Genomic DNA, 16,736 nt, shown 5'->3' on the forward strand with positions numbered 1-16,736 from the left:
ACATAAAAACAACATCTATCTCCCTGCACTGAGGCATTAGCTATGACTCAACGACGTGATCTACAAGCCCTTATTGATGCCGCGCCCGTCGGCAAAATGCAGTGGCGCGTTATCATCTGCTGTTTTCTGGTGGTTATGCTCGATGGTTTCGACACCGCCGCGATTGGCTTCATCGCCCCGGATATTCGTACCCACTGGCAGCTAAGCGCCAGCGAACTTGCGCCGCTGTTTGGCGCAGGGCTGCTGGGGCTTACGGCCGGCGCGCTGCTATGCGGGCCGCTGGCGGATCGCTTTGGCCGCAAGCGGGTCATTGAGCTTTGCGTGGCGCTATTCGGCGCATTGAGCCTGCTTTCCGCTTTCTCGCCGGATATAGAAACCCTGGTGTTGCTGCGCTTCTTAACCGGTCTGGGACTGGGCGGAGCGATGCCGAATACCATCACCATGACGTCGGAATACCTTCCCGCTCGTCGACGCGGAGCGCTGGTCACGCTGATGTTCTGCGGTTTTACCCTGGGGTCGGCGATGGGCGGGATTGTGAGCGCGCAACTGGTGCCGCTGATTGGCTGGCACGGAATTCTGGCGCTAGGCGGCATCTTGCCTTTGATGCTGTTTTTCGGCCTGCTGTTCGCGCTGCCGGAATCTCCCCGCTGGCAGGTACGTCGCCAACTACCGCAAGCCGTTGTCGCCCGGACGGTCAGCGCCATTACCGGCGAGCGCTATCACGATACGCAATTCTTTCTGCATGAGGTGGCAGCCGTCGCCAAAGGCAGTATTCGCCAGCTTTTTGCCGGGCGACAGCTTGTCATTACCCTGATGTTATGGGTGGTGTTCTTTATGAGCCTGCTCATTATCTATCTGCTTTCCAGCTGGATGCCGACGTTACTTAACCATCGCGGTATTGATCTGCAACAGGCGTCGTGGGTGACTGCCGCATTCCAGGTTGGCGGCACGCTTGGCGCGCTGTTACTCGGTGTGTTGATGGACCGGCTTAACCCGTTCCGGGTACTGGCGGTGAGCTATGCGCTGGGCGCGGTTTGCATTGTCATGATAGGCCTGAGCGAAAACGGCCTTTGGCTGATGGCGCTGGCGATTTTTGGTACCGGCATCGGTATTAGCGGTTCCCAGGTAGGGCTTAATGCTCTGACGGCGACGCTGTACCCCACCCAAAGCCGGGCGACGGGCGTGAGCTGGTCGAACGCCATTGGACGCTGCGGGGCGATTGTCGGTTCGCTCTCCGGCGGCATGATGATGACCCTCAATTTCTCTTTCGATACGTTGTTTTTTGTCATTGCTATTCCGGCGGCTATCAGCGCGGTAATGCTTACCCTGCTGACGGTGGTTGTCCGCCTTTCGATTTCTGTACCTGACGACCTGCCGCGTGCCAGCGTCGTAAACGAATAAGGAGAATCTCCATGTCTGAAATAAATCAGAACGTAAAAGATAGCCGTCAGCAGTATTACCAGCATATTTCCGGGCAGAATCTGACGCCGCTGTGGGAATCGTTACATCACCTGGTACCGCAGACGCCAAACGCCAACTGCGCGCCGGCCTACTGGAATTATCAGGAAATTCGTCCGCTACTGATGGAAAGCGGCAATGTCATTGGCGCGAAAGAGGCGATCCGCCGGGTGCTGGTGCTGGAAAATCCGGCATTGCGCGGTCAGTCGTCGATCACGGCGACCTTATACGCTGGTTTACAGCTGATCCTGCCCGGCGAAGTCGCGCCGAGTCATCGCCATAACCAGTCGGCGCTGCGTTTTATCGTCGAAGGTAAAGGCGCATTTACCGCGGTGGACGGCGAGCGCACGCCAATGCATACCGGCGATTTTATCCTGACGCCGCAGTGGCGCTGGCACGATCATGGTAATCCGGGATCAGAGCCGGTGGTATGGCTGGATGGTCTGGATCTGCCGTTAGTCAATCTCCTGGGCTGTGGTTTTGTGGAAGACTATCCCGAAGATCAGCAGCCGGTGACGCGAAAAGAGGGCGATTATCTGCCGCGCTATGCAGCGAATATGCTGCCGCTGCGCCACCAGCGCGGGAACTCGTCGCCGATTTTCAACTACCGTTACGACCGCAGTCGCGAGGCGCTGCACGATCTGACCCGTATGGGCGATCCGGATGAGTGGGAAGGTTACAAGCTGCGTTACGTTAATCCCGTCACCGGCGGTTATCCGATGCCGTCGATGGGCGCGTTCCTGCAATTGCTGCCAAAAGGCTTTGCCTCGCGTGTGGCGCGGAGCACCGACAGCACTATCTACCACGTCGTTGAAGGGGCTGGGCAGGTCACTATCGGCAACGAAACTTTTCATTTTTCCGCAAAAGACATTTTTGTGGCGCCGACCTGGCATGAGGTGTCGTTTCGCAGCAGCGAAGACACGGTATTATTCAGCTTTTCGGACAAGCCGGTTCAGGAAGCCCTGGGGCTGTTCCGCGAAGCACGTTATTAATTAGGGAGAGAGAACATGACCAAATATGTATTCCAGCCGCAGGCCCCGGTGACAGTACCCGTGGCGGGCAGTGATGAGCAGTTTCCGGTACGTCGCGTTTACTGCGTGGGTCGCAACTATGCCGCCCATGCCCGTGAAATGGGTTTTGATCCCGATCGCGAACCGCCGTTCTTCTTTTGTAAACCAGCGGACGCTGTCGTCCCGGTAGCGGCGGGGGATACCCTGGAACTGCCGTATCCGGCGCAGACCGATAACTACCATTATGAAATTGAGCTGGTGGTGGCGATTGGTAAAAAGGGGAGCGATATTCCGCTGGAAAAAGCCCATGAATATGTCTGGGGATACGCCACCGGTCTGGACATGACGCGTCGCGATCGTCAGATGGAAATGCGTCAGATGGGACGCCCGTGGGAAATTGGCAAAGCGTTCGATCTCTCCGCGCCCATTGCGCCATTACACAAAGCTGCTGAAACGCATAATGTGGATAACGCCCCTATTTGGCTACAGGTTAACGGCGAAGACCATCAGCGCAGCGATATTCGTCATCTGATTTGGTCGGTGAATGAAACCATCAGCTATTTGTCCGGCTTTTTTGAATTGCAGCCAGGCGATTTGATTTTCACCGGTACGCCAGAGGGGGTGGGCGCCGTGGTGAAAGGGGATGTCATCACCGGGAACGTAGAAGGTCTGACGCCGATTGCTGTGAAAATTGTCTGAGGTGAACGATGAAGCTGTACAGTTTCTTTAATAGTTCGGCGTCTTATCGTGTACGTATTGCGCTGGCGTTAAAGGGGATTGATTACCAGACGGTGGGCGTCAATATTCGTATCGGCCAGCAGAATGAGCTGGCCTACCGACGGATGAATCCGGTAGGCCTGGTGCCGACGCTGGTCACTGATGACGGCGAATCGTTGGGGCAATCGCTGGCCATCGTCGACTGGCTGGACCGACATTTTCCGCAAACGCCGCTGCTGCCGACGAGCGACCCGGCGCGCAGCCAGGCGCTGGAAATTGTCTACGCTATCGCCTGCGATATACACCCAATCAATAACATGCGCGTGTTGCGCTACCTGACCGATGAGCTGAAGGTTAGCGAAGAGGATAAAAAACGCTGGTACGCCCACTGGATACAGCAAGGGTTAAGCGCGGTAGAGCAGCTATTGCGTAAAAGTCAGTCCGGACGATTCTGCGTGGGCGACGCGCCAGGCCTTGCGGACTGCTGCCTGATTCCGCAGTGGGCGAATGCGCTCAGGATGGGCTGCGATTTATCAGGCTATCCGCGCTGTAAAGCCGTTTATGACGCCTGCGTACAGCTACCGGCGTTTATTGCCGCCGCGCCGGAAAATCAACAAGATAAAATCCCGGCCTGAAAAGGAGAATGACCATGACTCACGTGACAAGCGCAATTATTGTAGGTGGCGGAATCGGCGGCGCGGCGACCGCGCTGTCGCTGGCGCGCCAGGGAATAAAAGTCATGCTGTTGGAAAAAGCGCACGAAATTGGCGAGATTGGCGCGGGTATTCAGCTTGGGCCGAACGCTTTTTCGGCGCTGGATAGTCTCGGTGTGGGCGATGTTGCCCGCCAGCGTGCGGTGTTTACCGATCACATTACCATGATGGATGCCGTGAATGCCGAAGAAGTGGTATGCATTGAAACCGGACAGGCGTTCCGCGACCATTTTGGCGGGCCGTATGCGGTAATTCACCGGGTAGATATTCATGCAACGGTATGGGGAGCGGTGCTGACGCACCCTGGCGTGGAGTATCGTACCTCGACCCATATTGTCGATATCCGCCAGACGCCGGATGACGTTACGGTGTTTGATGAGCAGGGAAATAGCTGGACGGCGGATATTCTCGTGGGCTGCGACGGCGTTAAATCGGTCGTGCGGCAAAGTTTACTCGGCGACGCGCCGCGCGTAACGGGGCATGTAGTCTATCGGGCGGTGATTGATTGCGACGATATGCCGGACGATTTACGTATTAATGCGCCGGTGCTGTGGGCAGGCCCGCATTGTCACCTGGTCCATTATCCGCTGCGCGGAGGCCAACAGTACAATCTGGTGGTGACATTCCACAGCCGCCAGCAAGAAGAGTGGGGCGTGAAAGACGGCAGTAAAGAAGAGGTGCTCTCTTATTTTGCCGGTATTCATCCCCGCCCGCGCCAGATGCTGGATAAGCCGACCTCCTGGCGCCGCTGGTCGACCGCCGATCGCGAGCCGGTCGCGAAATGGGGAACCGAGCGTATCACTCTGGTGGGCGACGCCGCGCATCCGGTGGCGCAATATATGGCCCAGGGCGCCTGTATGGCGCTGGAAGACGCCGTCACGCTGGGCAAAGCGCTGGAACGCTGCGACGGCGACGCGCAGCAGGCATTTGCGCTGTATGAGTCGGTGCGTATTCCCCGCACGGCGCGTATCGTCTGGTCTACCCGCGAGATGGGGCGTCTCTATCACGCCGCCGGGGTGGAGCGTCAGGTGCGTAATCTGCTGTGGAAAGGGAAATCGCAGGAGGCGTTTTATCGCGGTATCGAATGGCTGTACGGCTGGAAAGAAGATAACTGTCTTGAGCCGCGTTGAGCGCCTTACGTGACGTAGCGTAGCGTTTGCGCCGCCACCCGGCAAAAAGTTTTGCTCATCGCAGAGAGGCGTTATGATAGCGCCTCTTTTTTTGCTGTGGATACCGATATGCGTGTTTTACTGGCGCCGATGGAAGGCGTGCTCGACGCGTTAGTGCGCGAGCTGCTGACCGAAGTGAATGATTACGATCTCTGCATCACCGAATTTGTGCGCGTGGTGGATCAGCTGCTGCCGGTAAAAGTGTTTCATCGCATCTGCCCGGAGTTGCATCACGCCAGCCGCACGCCGTCCGGCACGCCGGTGCGTATTCAGCTTCTGGGCCAGCATCCGCAGTGGCTGGCGGAAAACGCCGCGCGGGCGACGGCGTTGGGATCGTATGGCGTGGACCTGAACTGCGGCTGTCCGTCAAAAGTGGTGAACGGCAGCGGCGGCGGTGCGACATTGCTCAAAGATCCCGAACTCATCTATCAGGGCGCGAAAGCGATGCGGGCCGCGGTACCGTCGCATCTGCCGGTGACGGTAAAAGTGCGTCTCGGCTGGGATAGCGGCGATAGAAAATTTGAAATCGCCGATGCGGTGCAGCAGGCCGGCGCCAGTGAACTGGTGGTGCATGGCCGTACCAAAGCGCAGGGCTACCGCGCCGAGCATATCGACTGGCAGGCGATCGGCGAAATACGCCAGCGTCTGACTATTCCGGTTATCGCTAATGGCGAAATCTGGGACTGGCAGAGCGCGCAGGCATGTATGGCGATCAGCGGCTGCGATGCGGTGATGATTGGCCGTGGGGCGTTAAATATTCCTAACCTGAGTCGGGTGGTGAAGTATAACGAGCCGCGTATGTCGTGGCCGGAAGTAGTGACGTTATTACAAAAATATACCCGGCTGGAAAAGCAGGGCGATACCGGTTTATACCATGTCGCGCGTATTAAACAGTGGTTGGGATATTTACGTAAGGAATATATTGAGGCGACGGAACTCTTTCAGTCGATTCGGGCGTTAAACCGTTCGTCCGAGATTGCGCGGGCGATTCAGGCTATTAAAATCTAATCTCTACAGCGTCCAGAACGTGTGCCGGGCAGATACTATCGCTGCCCGGCGCAGGAATCAGAAAATCATCTTAAACACGCCCGTTACTACTAACAGCCCAATCAGAAAAATAATTAAGATTGCCCATAGAAGAATTTTCATTCTTTGTCCCTTTATTGGTAAATACAAACAAAGTATAGGAAAGTATTAAGCCATCTGCTGCCTTGTTGGGCGCGGCGACGTTTAACTCATGAAGGCTGCTGGCGCGTATTGCAGCAAAATCGTTCATTTATTAACGGGTTAGTGGGACTTTACATTGAAGTATTACATCAAAAAAATGTATCAGATGAAATTATTTACTAATCATATAAATTTCAAAATATGTCTTTTGTTGTCTGATGATGTATTGCCACGCGTAACTAAAAAATAGATCGCCGTAAGACGTACTCTCTGCGCACCTTTTTTTATCAGAACACCTCCATGAATCGTAATTCTTTCCTTGCCGCGACAGCGAGCTTACCGCTTTTTATTTTGCTGGCGGGCTGCGCCCCTATGCACGATACCCGCCAGTCGCTGACCCAGCAGACGCCCTCTTCTCATGTTGATTCCAGCCTGCCGGCGGCATTGAAAAACGGTTGGCCGGATAGCCAGTGGTGGAAGGCGTATCACGATGCGCAGCTTGACGCGCTGATTGATAATGCCATACAGCATTCGCCGGATATGCAGGTGGCTGAACAGCGTATTCAACTGGCGGAAGCGCAGGCGAAAGCGGTTGAGGCGCAGGACGGCCCGCAGCTCGACTTTTCTGCCGACATTGAGCGCCAGCGAATGTCCGCGGAAGGGCTGATGGGGCCATTCGCGATTACCGACCCCGCGGCGGGAACGACCGGGCCGTGGTATACCAACGGTACATTCGACCTGACGGCGGGCTGGGATCTGGATTTATGGGGGAAAAACCGCGCTGAAGTTACTGCGCGGATCGGGGCGGTCAAAGCGCGCGAAGCGGAGCAGGAGCAGACCCGACAATTGCTGGCAAGCGGCGTGGCGCGACTCTACTGGGTGTGGCAGACGCAGGCGGCGCTGAAAAATGTGCTGATGCAAATCGAGCATGAGCAGCAAAACGTGGTGACGGTAAACCGGGAGCTGTATCAACACGGCATTACTTCTTCTGTTGAAGGGGTCGAGACCGATATCGACGCCAGCAAAACCCAGCAGCAGTTGAATGACGTTAACGGTAAAATGAAGGTGATTGAAGCGCGGCTCAGCGCGTTAACCAATACGCAATCGGCGGCGCTCAAGCTGCGTCAGGTGAGTCTCCCCGCCGTTGAAAGCCAGTTACCATCGCAACTGGGGTATTCGTTGCTGGCGCGCCGGGCGGATCTACAGGCCGCGCACTGGTACATTGAATCCTCGTTGAGCAGCATTGACGCCGCGAAGGCCGCGTTTTATCCCGATATCAATCTGATGGCTTTTTTACAGCAGGATGCGTTACATCTGAGCGATCTGTTCCGCCATTCCGCACAGCAATATGGCATTACCGGCGGGTTGACGCTGCCGATTTTCGACAGCGGCAGGCTGAATGCCAACCTCGATATCGCCAAAGCGCAAAGCAACCTTTCTATCGCCAATTACAACAAAGCGGTGGTAGATGCGGTTAATGATGTGGCGCGTGCCGCCAGTCAGGTAGAGACGCTGGCGCAGAAAAACCAGCATCAGCAGCAGATTGAGCATGACTCGCAGCGTGTGGTCGGTCTGGCGCAAGCGCGCTTTAATGCCGGTATTATTGCGGGTTCCCGCGTGAGCGAGGCCAAAATCCCGGCACTGCGCGAGCAGTGTAACGGCTTGCTGTTGCAGGGCCAGTGGCTGGATGCCTCTATTCAGCTTACCAGCGCGCTGGGCGGCGGTTATCATTCCTGATTTTTCCGGATGATTCAGACAGGGTTCCTATACTTAGGCTGTGTATGATTCATCCGGAGAGGAATATGACCAAAGTCGCAATTGTAACGGCATCAGATTCGGGAATTGGCAAAGCGTGTGCGTTGTTATTAGCACAAAACGGTTTTGATATTGGTATCACCTGGCATTCCGATGAACGCGGCGCGCAGGAAACGGCGAAAAAAGCGGCGCAATTTGGTGTGCGGGCTGAGACCATTCATCTTGACCTGAGCCAGTTGCCCGAGGGCGCGCAGGCCATTGAACATCTTATTCAGCGCCTGGGGCGCGTTGACGTGCTGGTCAATAATGCCGGGGCGATGACCAAATCCGCGTTTATTGATATGCCGTTTACGCAGTGGCGGCAAATTTTTACCGTGGACGTCGATGGCGCGTTTCTCTGCGCGCAGATCGCCGCCCGGCATATGATTAAACAAGGAGAGGGAGGGCGCATTATCAACATCACCTCCGTCCATGAGCATACGCCGCTTCCGCAAGCCAGCGCCTATACCGCGGCGAAACATGCGCTGGGCGGATTGACTAAATCCATGGCGCTGGAACTGATTGAATATCATATTTTGGTCAACGCCGTCGCGCCAGGCGCTATCGCCACGCCGATGAATGATATGGATGACAGCGACATTGAGCCGGGATCGGAACCCTCGATCCCTATTGCCCGACCGGGTTCTACGCATGAAATAGCCAGCCTCGTCGCCTGGCTGTGTTCGGAAGGAGCAAGCTATACCACCGATCAGTCGCTGATTGTCGACGGCGGATTTATGCTGGTGAATCCGCAATTCAACGCAAAATAAACGCCGGGTGCCGGATGGCGGCGTTATGCCATCCGGATACCATCGGGTTTAACGGGCCTCCGCTTTGCCGCGTCTTTTCAGCCACCAGCGCACGCCCACCACCAGGACGATGGCCAGAATCAGCCAGACCCCGTGCCTGAGATGCTGATCGAGGTCGTGCAGCCATGGCGCGATCACCTCGCCGCCAAGATATCCCAGCGTGGTAAACAGCAGCGCCCAGATCAGCGCGCCTACAATATTCAGCGGCAGAAAAATTTTAGGCGGCAGGCGGCTGGCGCCAATCAGCAGCGGGCCAACCACCCGGAAGCCATACATAAAACGCGTGCCGATCACAAACAGATACGGATGGCGTTGGATCATTTTCTGCGCGCGACGAATCTTCGTATGATAACGCGGGAAACGACGCAGGATCTTCCCGCCATAGCATCGTCCTAACAGATAAAGTAGCTGATCGCCCATCATCCCTCCCAGCGCGACGGCCGCCGCCACCAGCGGAAACTTGAGCAATCCCTGATGCGCCGCGACGCCCCCCAACAGGGTAACGGTTTCACCTTCGGCCATACTGCCGATAACCAGCGCCGCATAGCCATAATGCGTAATAAGCGTGTTGATATCCATGCGTAAACCACCTCCGGCATTAAGCATACACCCTGGCAAGAGGCGTGCGCGGCAAAGCCGACGTTTTGCCGGAGACTATTTTGCTATTGCTCATAAAATAACCAGAAACTGAATTATACTTGAACATACTGGCATCTGAGGCAGCAGAAGGGGGCAGTATGAACCATGTATGGGGGCTTTTTTCCCATCCCGATCGGGAAATGCAGGTGATCAAAAGCGAAAACGAAACCGTTTCGCATCACTATACGCACCATGTTTTGCTGATGGCGGCGATTCCTGTCGTCTGCGCCTTTATCGGCACGATGCAAATCGGCTGGAATTTTGGCGACGGCAACGTGTTACAACTCTCGCTGTTTACCGCTTTTGCGCTGGCGGTTTTGTTCTACGGCGTGATGCTGGCGGGCGTCGCGGTGATGGGACGCGTCATCTGGTGGATGGCGCGAAACTATCCGCAACGGCCATCGCTTGCGCGCTGTATGGTTTTTGCCGGCTATGTCGCGACGCCGCTTTTTTTAAGTGGTCTGGTGGCGCTCTATCCCCTGGTATGGCTATGCGCACTGGTCGGCGCTGTCGCGCTCTTTTACACCGGCTATTTGCTGTATTTGGGTATTCCGACTTTCCTTAACATTAATAGAGAGGAAGGATTAAGCTTCTCCAGTTCGACGCTCGCTATCGGCGTGCTGGTCCTGGAGGTGCTACTGGCGATCACTGTGATCCTGTGGGGATACGGCTACCGCCTGTTCTGATGCGAAAAAGGGCTGGCGCAAAAGCCAGCAATGCAGCATTTGCTGACGATTCTTCTGTAGCGGCAACGCTGGCGTGCCGCTATGATGCCACTGCTAGCTTGAGTATAATCTTAGCTCAGGCGGTGTGCGTTACGACGCGCGTGAATCATTATCAGAAATCTCATCATGCTGAAATTCCGAGCTTCATTCCTGAGCTTTGCTCTGATGTTGGCCGTTCCTTTTGCCCCGCAGGCCGTGGCGAAAACGGCAGCGACAACCGCGGCGTCTCAACCTGAGATTGCCTCCGGTAGCGCAATGATTGTTGATCTCAACACCAATAAAGTGATCTATTCGAACCACCCGGATCTGGTGCGTCCGATTGCCTCGATAACCAAATTAATGACGGCGATGGTCGTGCTCGACGCGCGATTGCCGCTGGATGAAATACTGAAGGTCGATATCAGCCAGACGCCGGAAATGAAAGGGGTTTACTCCCGCGTACGCCTGAACAGCGAAATTAGTCGCAAAAATATGTTGCTGCTGGCGTTGATGTCATCCGAAAACCGTGCGGCGGCAAGCCTGGCGCACTATTATCCTGGCGGTTATAACGCGTTTATTAAAGCAATGAATGCGAAGGCGAAAGCGCTGGGCATGACGCATACCCGCTTCGTTGAGCCGACGGGGCTGTCGATTCATAACGTCTCGACCGCGCGGGATTTAACAAAACTGCTGATTGCCACGAAGCAATACCCGCTGATTGGCCAGCTAAGCACCACGCGCGAAGATATGGCGACATTCTCGCATCCGGCGTATACGCTGCCGTTTCGCAATACCAACCATTTGGTCTACCGTGATAACTGGAATATCCAGTTAACGAAAACCGGCTTTACCAATGCGGCGGGGCATTGCCTGGTGATGCGTACCGTGATCAATAACAAACCGGTCGCGCTGGTGGTCATGGACGCGTTCGGCAAATATACCCACTTTGCGGACGCCAGTCGCCTGCGTACATGGATTGAAACCGGTAAAGTCATGCCCGTTCCGGCTGCCGCGCTGAGCTATAAAAAGCAAAAAGCCGCGCAAATGGCGGCAGCCAGCGCCAGTGCCGGAGCGCAAACCGCACAGAACGATTAAGTCGCCGCAGGCCCGGCAGGCATCGCGCCGCCGGGTATTCACGGTAAACCGCACGGTGTTAATGCGTTTCGTCGGGCGTATTTTCCTGCCAGAATTTCCGCTTACTCGTTTTGCCGATACCGGGGTTCATACTGTTGGTCGGGTCATTTTGCCGATAAAAACGCGTCAGCGTTTCCGGCGCTTTATACAGATGTCCAACGTTGTGCTCCGCCGGGTATTGTGCCCCGCGCGCCTGCAACAGCTCCAGCATTTGCGCTTTCAGCGCATGGACGTCGACGCCTTTCTTCACGATATAGTCCTGATGAAAAACGTGGCACATAAAGTGACCGTAATAGAGTTTATGTACCAGTTGGCTGTTGATTTCCGGCGGCAGATGCTCGAACCAGTCGGTATCGTTGCGGCGCAGAGCGATATCCAGCGCCAGGATATCTTCCACTTCATCAGCGTGTACGGCCTGATAACGAATCGCCGCGCCAGCAGCGGCGAAGCGGTGCAGGAAGGCTTTGCTGCCTTCTTCCGGCGTACAGGTAAAGAAACCGCCCTCAGCGGATTTAAAAAATTCATTCAGCCAGCGCTGCGCTTCTGCGACGCCGTCTCCCGCCATTTTTAACAGCAGATGATGCTCATATTTATCGCGCCAGTTTTTCATTCGCTGCGGCATATGGCTGGGAAACAGATGGCCGAATTTCTGCATCGCGCGGTCGGTGAAATGCGGACGGAAAAATTTTACTTTTTCCAGCATCGCATCGGTTCGGCCTTTTAGCGTGAAAAAGAATGGCATCTTGTCGGTGCCGAGTTTATCGATCATCAGAAAGGTATCTTTACCGTACTGCTCCGCAATATCGTAGATATCGCGATGCATATATTCTCCCGCCACTGGCAGATTGTCGAAGTTCACCAGAATATGCCGACGGATTTCAGTCAGTACCGCGGGCTGATTGGTGCCGATATAAAAAACCTGCTGATTTTTTTCCGCTGCAAAGGTATCAAGGCGAACGGCAAAAACCGCCAGTTTTCCGGCGCAGCCGGAAGATTCAAACAAACGGTCCGGGTCGGCGTTATAGCGGGCGGGCGTATCGGCGTTGATATCTCGTACTCGCGTCACATAGTCGTGATCGTGCGCATGACGACCATCGTGGCGCACATCCTCATCTTTAATCCGTTCGTCATCCAGCTTGCTCAGGATCTGCTCCGGGGTATGCCCAAGATCGATACCCAGATGATTGACCAGTTGCAGTTTGCCTTGCTCGTCAATACGGGCAAAGAGCGACATCTCGGTATAGGCCGGGCCGCGCTGCACCAGCGAGCCGCCGGAGTTATTACAGATGCCGCCGATGACCGACGCGCCGATACACGACGAACCAATCACCGAGTGCGGTTCACGGCCCAGCGGTTTAAGCGCTTTTTCCAGCGCATAGAGCGTCGTACCGGGCCAGGCCAGAACCTGTTGGCCGTTATCCAGTAAGTGCAGCTTATCCAGCCGCTGGGTGCTGATAATCACAATATCGCGATCGTAGTCGTTGCCGTTCGGCGTGGAGCCTTCCGTCAGACCGGTGTTGGCGGCCTGCATCAGAATAATTTTGTCAGCGTTAACGCAGGCGTTGAGCACACGCCACAGTTCCAGTAATGAACCCGGGAAAACAACGGCCAGCGCGTCGCCCTGACCGGAACGGAAACCCTTGCGATAGCGGGCGGTTTTGGCGGGGTCTGTCAGCAGGTGAGAATGGCCTACCAGGCGGGCCAGCTCATTCAGGAACGTTTTATTATCAGTCATTGTTATGGAAGACATTCTCCACTCCTTGTGGTGGGACAAAATATCAGCGTTAAGCATAGCGCTTTGTATGACAATACGCTTTCTCATTCAAATTGTTTCTGTGTTGGTGGTATTCATTTGCCGCCTTGATACCATTTGCTGGCGGCTGCGTATTCGACTGTGCGGAAAATTAGGAGAATAACCTTCGCTTTCTTCTCCTCTCGCGTTTAGGCTTATGGCAAACTGCGGTTTTTATTCTGTTTTTACCGCCTCGTCGGGATAAAGATAAAGAGAGACTCAACATGAAATGGTTATGTTCAGTAGGTGTTGCTGTGAGTCTGGCGATGCAGCCAGCATTGGCGGAAAACCTGTTTGGCAATCACCCGCTGACGCCCGAAGCGCGCGACGCGTTCGTCACCGATTTACTCAAGAAAATGACTGTCGATGAAAAAATTGGTCAGTTACGTCTGATTAGCGTCGGCCCTGATAACCCGAAAGAAGCGAGCCGCGAGATGATCAAAGACGGGCAGGTAGGGGCGATTTTCAATACCGTCACCCGCCAGGATATCCGTCAAATGCAGGATCAGGTGATGGCGTTGAGCCGCCTGAAAATTCCTCTCTTTTTTGCTTATGACGTGGTACACGGCCAGCGAACCGTCTTCCCGATAAGCCTCGGTCTGGCTTCTTCTTTTAATCTGGATGCGGTAAGAACCGTAGGACGCGTATCGGCGTATGAAGCGGCGGACGACGGCCTGAATATGACCTGGGCGCCGATGGTGGATGTCTCCCGCGATCCGCGTTGGGGACGCGCCTCCGAAGGCTTTGGCGAAGATACATATTTAACCTCCATCATGGGCGAAACCATGGTGAAAGCGATGCAGGGCAAAAGCCCGGCGGACCGCTATTCGGTGATGACCAGCGTGAAACATTTTGCCGCCTATGGCGCCGTTGAAGGCGGTAAAGAATACAACACCGTGGATATGAGTTCCCAGCGTCTGTTTAATGACTATATGCCGCCGTACAAAGCGGGGCTGGATGCGGGGAGCGGCGCGGTGATGGTGGCGCTGAACTCGCTGAACTCGCTGAACGGCACGCCTGCGACGTCAGATTCCTGGCTATTGAAAGATGTCCTGCGCGATGAGTGGGGCTTTAAGGGAATTACCGTTTCCGACCACGGCGCTATTAAGGAACTGATTAAACACGGTACCGCGGCCGACCCGGAAGATGCGGTGCGCGTGGCGCTAAAGGCAGGGGTGGATATGAGCATGGCGGATGAGTATTACAGCAAATATCTGCCGGGTCTGATTAAGTCGGGCAAAGTGACGATGGCGGAACTGGACGACGCGACGCGCCATGTGCTCAACGTAAAATATGACATGGGATTGTTTAACGACCCCTATAGCCATCTGGGGCCGAAAGAGAGCGACCCGGTGGACACCAATGCCGAAAGCCGCCTGCATCGTAAAGAGGCGCGGGAAGTGGCGCGGGAAAGTGTGGTACTGCTGAAAAACCGGCTGGAAACGTTGCCGCTGAAAAAATCGGGCACCATTGCCGTTGTTGGGCCGCTGGCCGACAGTCAACGTGATGTAATGGGAAGCTGGTCTGCTGCTGGGGTCGCGAATCAGTCGGTGACGGTGCTAGCGGGTATTCAAAATGCCGTCGGCGACGGGGCGAAGATCCTCTATGCCAAAGGGGCGAATATCACTAATGATAAAGGCATCGTCGATTTCTTAAACCTGTATGAAGAGGCGGTGAAAATCGATCCGCGCTCACCGCAGGCGATGATTGATGAGGCGGTGCAGGCGGCGAAACAGGCCGATGTGGTGGTCGCAGTGGTAGGCGAGTCGCAGGGGATGGCGCATGAAGCCTCCAGCCGTACCGATATCACTATTCCACAGAGTCAGCGCGACTTAATCACCGCTCTGAAAGCCACCGGTAAGCCGCTGGTACTGGTATTAATGAACGGCAGACCGCTGGCGCTGGTAAAAGAAGATCAACAGGCCGATGCGATTCTGGAGACCTGGTTTGCCGGGACGGAAGGCGGCAACGCCATTGCCGATGTGCTGTTTGGCGATTACAACCCGTCAGGCAAACTGCCGATCTCCTTCCCGCGTTCGGTGGGACAAATTCCGGTCTATTACAGCCATCTCAATACGGGACGCCCGTATAATCCTGAAAAGCCAAACAAATACACCTCACGTTATTTTGACGAAGCAAATGGCCCGCTCTATCCGTTTGGTTACGGTCTGAGCTACACCACATTTACGGTGTCTGATGTCACGCTCTCCTCACCGACAATGCAACGCGACGGCAAAGTCACGGCCAGCGTAGAGGTCACGAATACCGGTAAACGCGAAGGGGCAACGGTCATTCAGATGTACTTACAGGATGTCACGGCGTCGATGAGCCGCCCGGTGAAGCAATTAAAAGGTTTTGAAAAAATCACCCTCAAGCCCGGCGAACGTAAAACCGTGAGTTTCCCGATTGATATCGAGGCGTTGAAGTTCTGGAATCAGCAGATGAAATATGACGCGGAACCCGGCAAGTTCAACGTCTTTATCGGCGTGGATTCCGCTCGCGTTAAACAAGGATCGTTCGAACTACTGTAAGCCTGCCGTCAACAGGGCGCGATAGCTGCGCCCTGTCTGGCAATGGCTTTTCCTGTCCACCCTTTTATTGCCTGCCTCGTCACTTACACTGGCGGAAAATCCCAGGTTAAACGCAGACTTTTCAACTATGCTTTTTTCTCAAGTCTCTGAAAAAGGCCGTAAAAGGATGAGGAAAGCATCATGACGATCTCAAAGCTATGGGTAAGTTCGCTGGCGTTGCTGGCGACGGTGAGTTTACCTCTACAGGCGGCATCGCCCGTGACGGTCGGGTCAAAGATTGATACCGAAGGCGCGCTGCTCGGCAACATGATTTTGCAGGTACTGGAAAGCCACGGCGTTAAAACGGTCAATAAAATTCAGCTCGGGACGACGCCAGTCGTTCGTGGCGCGATTACCGCCGGAGAGCTGGATATCTATCCGGAATACACCGGTAACGGGGCGTTCTTTTTTAAAGATGAAAACGATCCGGCATGGAAGAATGCAAAGCAAGGCTTTGAGAAAGTCAAAAAACTGGATGCGGAGCAGAATAAGCTGGTCTGGTTGACGCCTGCGCCGGCAAATAACACCTGGACCATCGCGGTACGCCAGGACATCGCGGAAAAAAATAAACTCTCCTCGCTTGCCGATCTCAGCCGTTATCTGAAAGAGGGCGGCACTTTTAAACTGGCGGCGTCTGCGGAATTTATCGAACGGGCGGATGCGCTGCCGGCATTTGAAAAAGCCTATGATTTTACCTTGAATCAGAACCAGCTCTTGTCGCTGGCGGGCGGCGATACGGCTGTCACGATCAAAGCCGCCGCGCAACAAACATCCGGCGTTAACGCCGCGATGGCGTATGGTACCGACGGCCCGGTCGCCGCGCTGGGTCTGCAAACCCTGAGCGACCCGAAAGGCGTCCAGCCTATCTATGCCCCCGCGCCGGTAGTGCGTGAATCGGTGTTACAGGCCTATCCGCAGATAGCCGACTGGCTGCAGCCCGTTTTCGCCAGCCTTGATGAGAAAACGCTGCAACAGTTGAACGCCAGAATCGCCGTAGAAGGGCTGGATGCGAAAAAAGTCGCCGCAGATTACCTCCGACAAAAAGGGTGGGTGAAGTAAT

General features: G+C 55.1%; 15 protein-coding genes. 12 read left to right on the top strand and 3 right to left on the bottom strand.

Annotated features, from left to right (window positions below; genetic code table 11):
- Positions 1-42 precede the first annotated feature (42 nt).
- The 6 genes from J4685_RS18210 to dusC all read left to right on the top strand — a co-directional run bounded on the left by J4685_RS18210 (position 43) and on the right by dusC (position 6,075).
- Positions 43-1,401 (top strand): MFS transporter, encoded by a 1,359-nt coding sequence (locus J4685_RS18210; RefSeq protein WP_000194224.1) that lies wholly within the window; start codon positions 43-45, stop codon positions 1,399-1,401.
- Positions 1,402-1,412: 11 nt separating this feature from the next.
- Positions 1,413-2,450: a gentisate 1,2-dioxygenase gene (gtdA, locus tag J4685_RS18215; RefSeq protein WP_001289860.1), complete on the top strand. Its 1,038-nt coding sequence runs from the start codon at positions 1,413-1,415 to the stop codon at positions 2,448-2,450.
- A 15-nt stretch (positions 2,451-2,465) separates the two neighbouring features.
- Positions 2,466-3,167 carry a fumarylacetoacetate hydrolase family protein gene (locus J4685_RS18220; protein ID WP_000170621.1) on the top strand — a complete coding sequence of 234 codons (702 nt, stop codon included), beginning with the start codon at positions 2,466-2,468 and terminating at the stop codon, positions 3,165-3,167.
- A gap of 8 nt (positions 3,168-3,175) precedes the next feature.
- Positions 3,176-3,820, top strand: a complete 645-nt coding sequence (gene maiA, locus J4685_RS18225) for a maleylacetoacetate isomerase (protein WP_000781195.1) — start codon at positions 3,176-3,178, stop codon at positions 3,818-3,820.
- A gap of 14 nt (positions 3,821-3,834) precedes the next feature.
- Positions 3,835-5,028 (top strand): 3-hydroxybenzoate 6-monooxygenase, encoded by a 1,194-nt coding sequence (locus tag J4685_RS18230; protein ID WP_000150108.1) that lies wholly within the window; start codon positions 3,835-3,837, stop codon positions 5,026-5,028.
- A gap of 108 nt (positions 5,029-5,136) precedes the next feature.
- Complete coding sequence (dusC, locus tag J4685_RS18235) at positions 5,137-6,075, top strand: tRNA dihydrouridine(16) synthase DusC (protein ID WP_001264835.1); 939 nt, start codon at positions 5,137-5,139, stop codon at positions 6,073-6,075.
- A 57-nt stretch (positions 6,076-6,132) separates the two neighbouring features.
- On the opposite strand, the gene yohP is transcribed toward dusC, so the two are convergent.
- The gene (yohP, locus tag J4685_RS22790; protein WP_000698460.1) at positions 6,133-6,216 is read right to left on the bottom strand and encodes a small membrane protein YohP; all 84 of its coding nucleotides are present in this window, start codon (positions 6,214-6,216) and stop codon (positions 6,133-6,135) included.
- A 318-nt stretch (positions 6,217-6,534) separates the two neighbouring features.
- On the opposite strand from yohP, the gene mdtQ reads away from it, so the two are divergent.
- Both mdtQ and J4685_RS18250 read left to right on the top strand, forming a co-directional pair.
- The gene (gene mdtQ, locus J4685_RS18245) at positions 6,535-7,971 is read left to right on the top strand and encodes a multidrug resistance outer membrane protein MdtQ (protein WP_001081450.1); all 1,437 of its coding nucleotides are present in this window, start codon (positions 6,535-6,537) and stop codon (positions 7,969-7,971) included.
- A 65-nt stretch (positions 7,972-8,036) separates the two neighbouring features.
- Positions 8,037-8,798, top strand: coding sequence for an SDR family oxidoreductase (locus J4685_RS18250; protein ID WP_000169613.1), 762 nt, complete (start codon positions 8,037-8,039; stop codon positions 8,796-8,798).
- Between the two features lie 48 nt (positions 8,799-8,846).
- On the opposite strand, the gene J4685_RS18255 is transcribed toward J4685_RS18250, so the two are convergent.
- The gene (locus J4685_RS18255; protein WP_001523476.1) at positions 8,847-9,416 is read right to left on the bottom strand and encodes a DedA family protein; all 570 of its coding nucleotides are present in this window, start codon (positions 9,414-9,416) and stop codon (positions 8,847-8,849) included.
- 158 nt (positions 9,417-9,574) lie between these two features.
- Between J4685_RS18255 and J4685_RS18260 the strand changes: the two genes are divergently transcribed.
- Complete coding sequence (locus tag J4685_RS18260) at positions 9,575-10,162, top strand: Yip1 family protein (protein WP_001017052.1); 588 nt, start codon at positions 9,575-9,577, stop codon at positions 10,160-10,162.
- 165 nt (positions 10,163-10,327) lie between these two features.
- Positions 10,328-11,275, top strand: coding sequence for a D-alanyl-D-alanine endopeptidase (gene pbpG, locus J4685_RS18265; RefSeq protein ID WP_000911545.1), 948 nt, complete (start codon positions 10,328-10,330; stop codon positions 11,273-11,275).
- A gap of 58 nt (positions 11,276-11,333) precedes the next feature.
- Here pbpG and dld read toward each other — a convergent pair whose 3' ends face one another.
- Complete coding sequence (gene dld, locus J4685_RS18270; RefSeq protein WP_000095239.1) at positions 11,334-13,064, bottom strand: D-lactate dehydrogenase; 1,731 nt, start codon at positions 13,062-13,064, stop codon at positions 11,334-11,336.
- A 266-nt stretch (positions 13,065-13,330) separates the two neighbouring features.
- Between dld and bglX the strand changes: the two genes are divergently transcribed.
- Complete coding sequence (gene bglX, locus J4685_RS18275; protein ID WP_000871562.1) at positions 13,331-15,637, top strand: beta-glucosidase BglX; 2,307 nt, start codon at positions 13,331-13,333, stop codon at positions 15,635-15,637.
- Positions 15,638-15,817: 180 nt separating this feature from the next.
- Entirely contained in the window at positions 15,818-16,735 is a 918-nt protein-coding gene (locus J4685_RS18280; RefSeq protein ID WP_000155876.1) for an ABC transporter substrate-binding protein, read from the top strand.
- Position 16,736 lies beyond the last annotated feature (1 nt).

Origin of the sequence: Salmonella sp. 32100201201700099SM (genome assembly GCF_017572645.1) — a bacterium.
Lineage (GTDB): Bacteria > Pseudomonadota > Gammaproteobacteria > Enterobacterales > Enterobacteriaceae > Salmonella > Salmonella enterica.

What these genes read in the sequence shown, in the direction of transcription:
- J4685_RS18210 (WP_000194224.1), top strand. Translation starts at nt 43, where the DNA reads ATGACTCAACGACGTGATCTACAAGCCCTTATTGATGCCGCGCCCGTC.
- gtdA (WP_001289860.1), top strand. Translation starts at nt 1,413, where the DNA reads ATGTCTGAAATAAATCAGAACGTAAAAGATAGCCGTCAGCAGTATTAC.
- J4685_RS18220 (WP_000170621.1), top strand. Translation starts at nt 2,466, where the DNA reads ATGACCAAATATGTATTCCAGCCGCAGGCCCCGGTGACAGTACCCGTG.
- maiA (WP_000781195.1), top strand. Translation starts at nt 3,176, where the DNA reads ATGAAGCTGTACAGTTTCTTTAATAGTTCGGCGTCTTATCGTGTACGT.
- J4685_RS18230 (WP_000150108.1), top strand. Translation starts at nt 3,835, where the DNA reads ATGACTCACGTGACAAGCGCAATTATTGTAGGTGGCGGAATCGGCGGC.
- dusC (WP_001264835.1), top strand. Translation starts at nt 5,137, where the DNA reads ATGCGTGTTTTACTGGCGCCGATGGAAGGCGTGCTCGACGCGTTAGTG.
- yohP (WP_000698460.1), bottom strand. Translation starts at nt 6,216, where the DNA reads ATGAAAATTCTTCTATGGGCAATCTTAATTATTTTTCTGATTGGGCTG.
- mdtQ (WP_001081450.1), top strand. Translation starts at nt 6,535, where the DNA reads ATGAATCGTAATTCTTTCCTTGCCGCGACAGCGAGCTTACCGCTTTTT.
- J4685_RS18250 (WP_000169613.1), top strand. Translation starts at nt 8,037, where the DNA reads ATGACCAAAGTCGCAATTGTAACGGCATCAGATTCGGGAATTGGCAAA.
- J4685_RS18255 (WP_001523476.1), bottom strand. Translation starts at nt 9,416, where the DNA reads ATGGATATCAACACGCTTATTACGCATTATGGCTATGCGGCGCTGGTT.
- J4685_RS18260 (WP_001017052.1), top strand. Translation starts at nt 9,575, where the DNA reads ATGAACCATGTATGGGGGCTTTTTTCCCATCCCGATCGGGAAATGCAG.
- pbpG (WP_000911545.1), top strand. Translation starts at nt 10,328, where the DNA reads ATGCTGAAATTCCGAGCTTCATTCCTGAGCTTTGCTCTGATGTTGGCC.
- dld (WP_000095239.1), bottom strand. Translation starts at nt 13,064, where the DNA reads ATGTCTTCCATAACAATGACTGATAATAAAACGTTCCTGAATGAGCTG.
- bglX (WP_000871562.1), top strand. Translation starts at nt 13,331, where the DNA reads ATGAAATGGTTATGTTCAGTAGGTGTTGCTGTGAGTCTGGCGATGCAG.
- J4685_RS18280 (WP_000155876.1), top strand. Translation starts at nt 15,818, where the DNA reads ATGACGATCTCAAAGCTATGGGTAAGTTCGCTGGCGTTGCTGGCGACG.